The sequence below is a fragment of the Pseudomonadota bacterium genome, from assembly GCA_039024915.1.
Classification (GTDB): domain Bacteria; phylum Pseudomonadota; class Alphaproteobacteria; order Rhizobiales; family MH13; genus MH13.
Genome location: JBCCPK010000021.1, coordinates 1 through 3,752 on the forward strand (window position 1 = coordinate 1; position 3,752 = coordinate 3,752).

Here is a 3,752-nt window from a genome sequence, read left to right on the forward strand (position 1 = left end):
CTCGCTGCGTCCTGCGCCTCGTTCGAGGAGTGGCGAGGATCGACACGGCTCTTCCAGAGCGAAAACAAGGCACCCCAACGGAAGGACAACGTGGTCTCGCTGATGCCGCATTTGCAGGCACGACGACAGTGGAGTTCAATGTCATTTGGCGATCACCTCGACGATATTCTCAAGGATGGCGGGCCGGGTCGATTGAGGACATTGCGTACCTGCAAGCCAGAAGAAGTCCGCAAGATCGATCCGCACGTCCTGGAACATGTCCTGCTTCACCTGGTCCAAAGAAGGCTGCCTTTCCTGCAGATCGTCACAAGCAGGGGGTTGATGCAGTCCCACTATGGGACCCTGGATTTTGCCAACGTCGAAGACGGACTCCTCTTTCTTCATTCAGGACATTCCATGATGGTCCTCGACCTCGATGCGATTGCCCATGTCTACAGCGTGATGCGGTGCGATGCCGGCGTCGATGTTCCCATGCTGGAGATCTACGACACGATGGACCGGTGCATCGCCGTGCTTGCCTGCGATGTTGATGAGCAACGAACGCCGCTCAATCAATGGCGCGATATCATCACCTCGCTACCTTCGGCGTTGAACGTCATTGTCTAGCGGCATATCGAGTATCCGCTGACATGGACGCGCGACCCACCAAGCCTCTTGAAGAGCAAACCCACGCACTCCTTTCTGACGTCGCGTTCTTAGCCATTCGCGACCCATTCCTCGAAACCGCTCAGGCGCGTGGCCTCGATATCCTGCAGAATGCGCCGGATACGCTCAGCTTCCGCACGATGAACGGCGTCGTGACGGTGCGAGACGCCGCCGCAAGTGTCCGGATCGAGATCGCAGCTTCTGATCGTGCCAGACTGTTCATCGTCAAAGAAGGCGTGCTCGACCAGCTCAACCGAATAGTACCCGATGATGCAGCGCAGCTAAGATGGTCGGACAGTGTCGATACGATCGACCGTTTTCCGCCCAATTTCCAGATCACCCGTGTGGTGGAGGTCGTCGATCTGTGTGACGCGTTCAAGCGCGTGCGGCTTGCCTGCGGTGATCTCAGTGCCTTCGACGATCGCGCCATCCATTTGCGATTTGCGCTTCCAACTGCCGGTCTAGATGAAATCGTCTGGCCCCATGTGGGCGAAAACGGCGCTGCAGTTTGGCCCAAGGGCGAAGCGGCCCTGCACCGTCCGGTCTATACTGCGCGTGCCATCGATCACGAGAGCAACGAGTTGGATATCGATGTCTTCTTGCACGATGGCGGTCGCATCACACAGTGGATTGAGAAAGCTCTGCCCGGTAACACGATTGGCCTGACCGGCCCCGGCGGCCAGGGTATCCCATCCTGCAGCCGTATCACGATGTTCGGCGACGAAACTGCCTTTCCAGCCATGGCGCGCATCTTGGAGACCCTACCGACTGGGGTAGAGGGGAAGGCGACGTTCTGCGGCAACCATCCTGCCTCGCTCGATTACCCGGTGCCAGATCATCCCGGTATCGAAGTCACTTGGCATCTCGCGGATGAGGAGGCATCCATGGCTGAGCTAGTAAGTGATGCACTCCAAGATGGGGTGGACGATGATTTCATCTGGTTCGCCGGAGAAAAGCACGACGCTGCGAACATCCGCGCTTCCTTTGCCGAAGCGGGTGGGCTGAAGAAGAACTCCTATATCGCCGGCTATTGGTCGGCTCAAAGCTAAGGAAGGCTCCCTCGACCGGCGTGCCGGAGCCTGCTGCGCTCACGCCATCCACTTCAGCGCGAGCAGCACGAAGCCCGCGATGAAGACTGTTTCCAGAACAATGAGTGCCACCGCCTGACCGCCGACATCAAGAATGCTTCGCAGCGACGTCTTGATCCCGACGGCGACGATGGCCGTCACCAATGCCCATCGTGATGCGGCTTCCAGATAGTCGCCCACCAGTTCTGGTATCAGCCCAAAGGAGTTGAGCGCTGCTAGTAAGAAAAAGCCAATGACGAACATCGGGATCAATGGCGACCGCTCCCCCGCTTCCGCGTCAGCCGGGCCGAAGCGTTTGACCGCAAGGGCAATGATTAGCACGAACGGCGCGAGCATGGTCACCCGGATCAGTTTCACGAGAGTCGCGGTCTCACCGGCCTCCGGCGAGATGGAAAACCCTGCACCTACTACCTGAGCAACGTCGTGGATCGTGCCGCCGATGAAGATACCAGCTGCCACATCGTCGAGATCGAGCGCCGATACGATGAGCGGATAGCCGATCATGGCGATCGTGGAGAGGATGGTGACGCCGAGCACGGTGAATAGAAGCGCCCGTTCGGCCTCCGCCTTTCCATTGGGACCTGGGCGTGCAGGCAAGACCGCCGCGATGGCCATCGCTGCCGATGCCCCACAGATGGCGACGGCACCACCCGTTAAAACACCGAACCGAAACCGTCTGCCGAGAAGTCTGGCAGCCACGATGCCGAACACGATCGTGGCGATAATGGCGGCAACGAGCATAGCAACTACGCTCGCCCCCAACGCCTGAACCATCTCAAACGAGATACGCGCGCCCAGCAAAGCAACCCCGATGCGCAACAGCCGCTTCGCGCAAAATTCGATCCCCGGCCTCGCGCGTTCATCCTCAATAAGAAAATGCAACGCCATTCCCAGAAGCAGGGCCATCAGCATGGCAGGAGCACCATAGTGCTCCGACAGAAACGTGGCCGCCAGCGCTGTCACAACGCAGGCACAGGCACCGGCAAAAAGGCTCTGCATGCTCAGGAGCTCTCAGTCTTGAGTCGGCCAGCGCATTCAAGGCAAAACCGTTTTTACGACAGTACACTAGCCGGTGTCAGAAAACACCGTAAGAGCCACGACCATACATTTTTCATGCTGTTTTACGAGCCAACAAGATATGCGCCTACAGACAGGGGTGGGACCATATGTGATGCACTCCTCTGGCCGGACATCTCGCTTGTAGCGGGCATGTGTGTTCGTGCGGCGGACATTCACTTATGCCTGTCTCTAGGCCTCCATTTTTTGATCGCGGGTCGTTGGTCAGCGCAAAGCTTGGCATTTTGTCGGCCGCAGAGATCAAAGGATTGACCGATGACCAAGACAGGAAAGAAGTCCTCTTTGAAGACGAACAAACAGTGCTCATTTCCACGCACCATCAAGCAGATCGAGAACCAGCAGTTAGTTGTGATCTAAGCCAGCCAGCGCGGCGATTATCAGCTGATCGGATACCGTGATGGCTAACTAACTGGGCACCGAGCCGTAGACTCTCAGGAACGACTCGCACCCGTAGCACTTGTCAAACCGATGGGGAAACGGTGCTCAAGCCACGGCCCATTCTCGGGCCTCATACGTCAGTGAGACACGCAAGCAGCGGAATTGCCTAAGTTTCTTCGCAAACGAAGAGACCATGTAAGACAGTGATTTATGAATGGTGGAGCTAGACGGAATCGAACCGACGACCTCTTGCATGCCATGCAAGCGCTCTCCCAACTGAGCTATAGCCCCTGATCTTCTGCGCGGCCGGGTGAGCCGGGTTGGATCGGGTGGACGCTTGGCTGTGCCTTGCGCCCGGGATGGTTCGGCTCGCCAGTCGGCGGAGCGAACGGCGCTTCCTTACGAAACGCCGGTGGGTAAGACAAGCCTGTTTTGCAGGCTTCCCGAACCGTTTTTCCTTAACCCCTTATCGGGGTGAGCAAAGCAATAAAATGATCATGTATCGTCTTTGTCGTCGTCACTGCCGACGGGAATGATGTCAGCGAGATTGTCGTCGTCTTCATC

3 protein-coding genes and 1 tRNA gene are annotated in these 3,752 nt (G+C 57.6%); 2 read left to right on the forward strand and 2 right to left on the reverse strand.

What is annotated here, in order from left to right:
- Together AAF739_17945 and AAF739_17950 are read left to right on the forward strand one after the other, a co-directional pair.
- The coding region (locus AAF739_17945) for a hypothetical protein (GenBank protein MEM6384551.1) at positions 1-606 on the forward strand (606 nt) is incomplete at its 5' end.
- Between the two features lie 23 nt (positions 607-629).
- A complete protein-coding gene (locus AAF739_17950; GenBank protein MEM6384552.1) occupies positions 630-1,694 on the forward strand; it encodes a siderophore-interacting protein in 1,065 nt (354 codons plus the stop codon).
- A gap of 39 nt (positions 1,695-1,733) precedes the next feature.
- Here the strand turns inward: AAF739_17950 and AAF739_17955 are convergent, their stop codons facing one another.
- Complete coding sequence (locus AAF739_17955) at positions 1,734-2,732, reverse strand: putative sulfate exporter family transporter (GenBank protein ID MEM6384553.1); 999 nt, start codon at positions 2,730-2,732, stop codon at positions 1,734-1,736.
- Between the two features lie 671 nt (positions 2,733-3,403).
- A tRNA-Ala gene (locus AAF739_17960) sits at positions 3,404-3,479 on the reverse strand.
- Between the last annotated feature and the right edge of the window lie 273 nt (positions 3,480-3,752).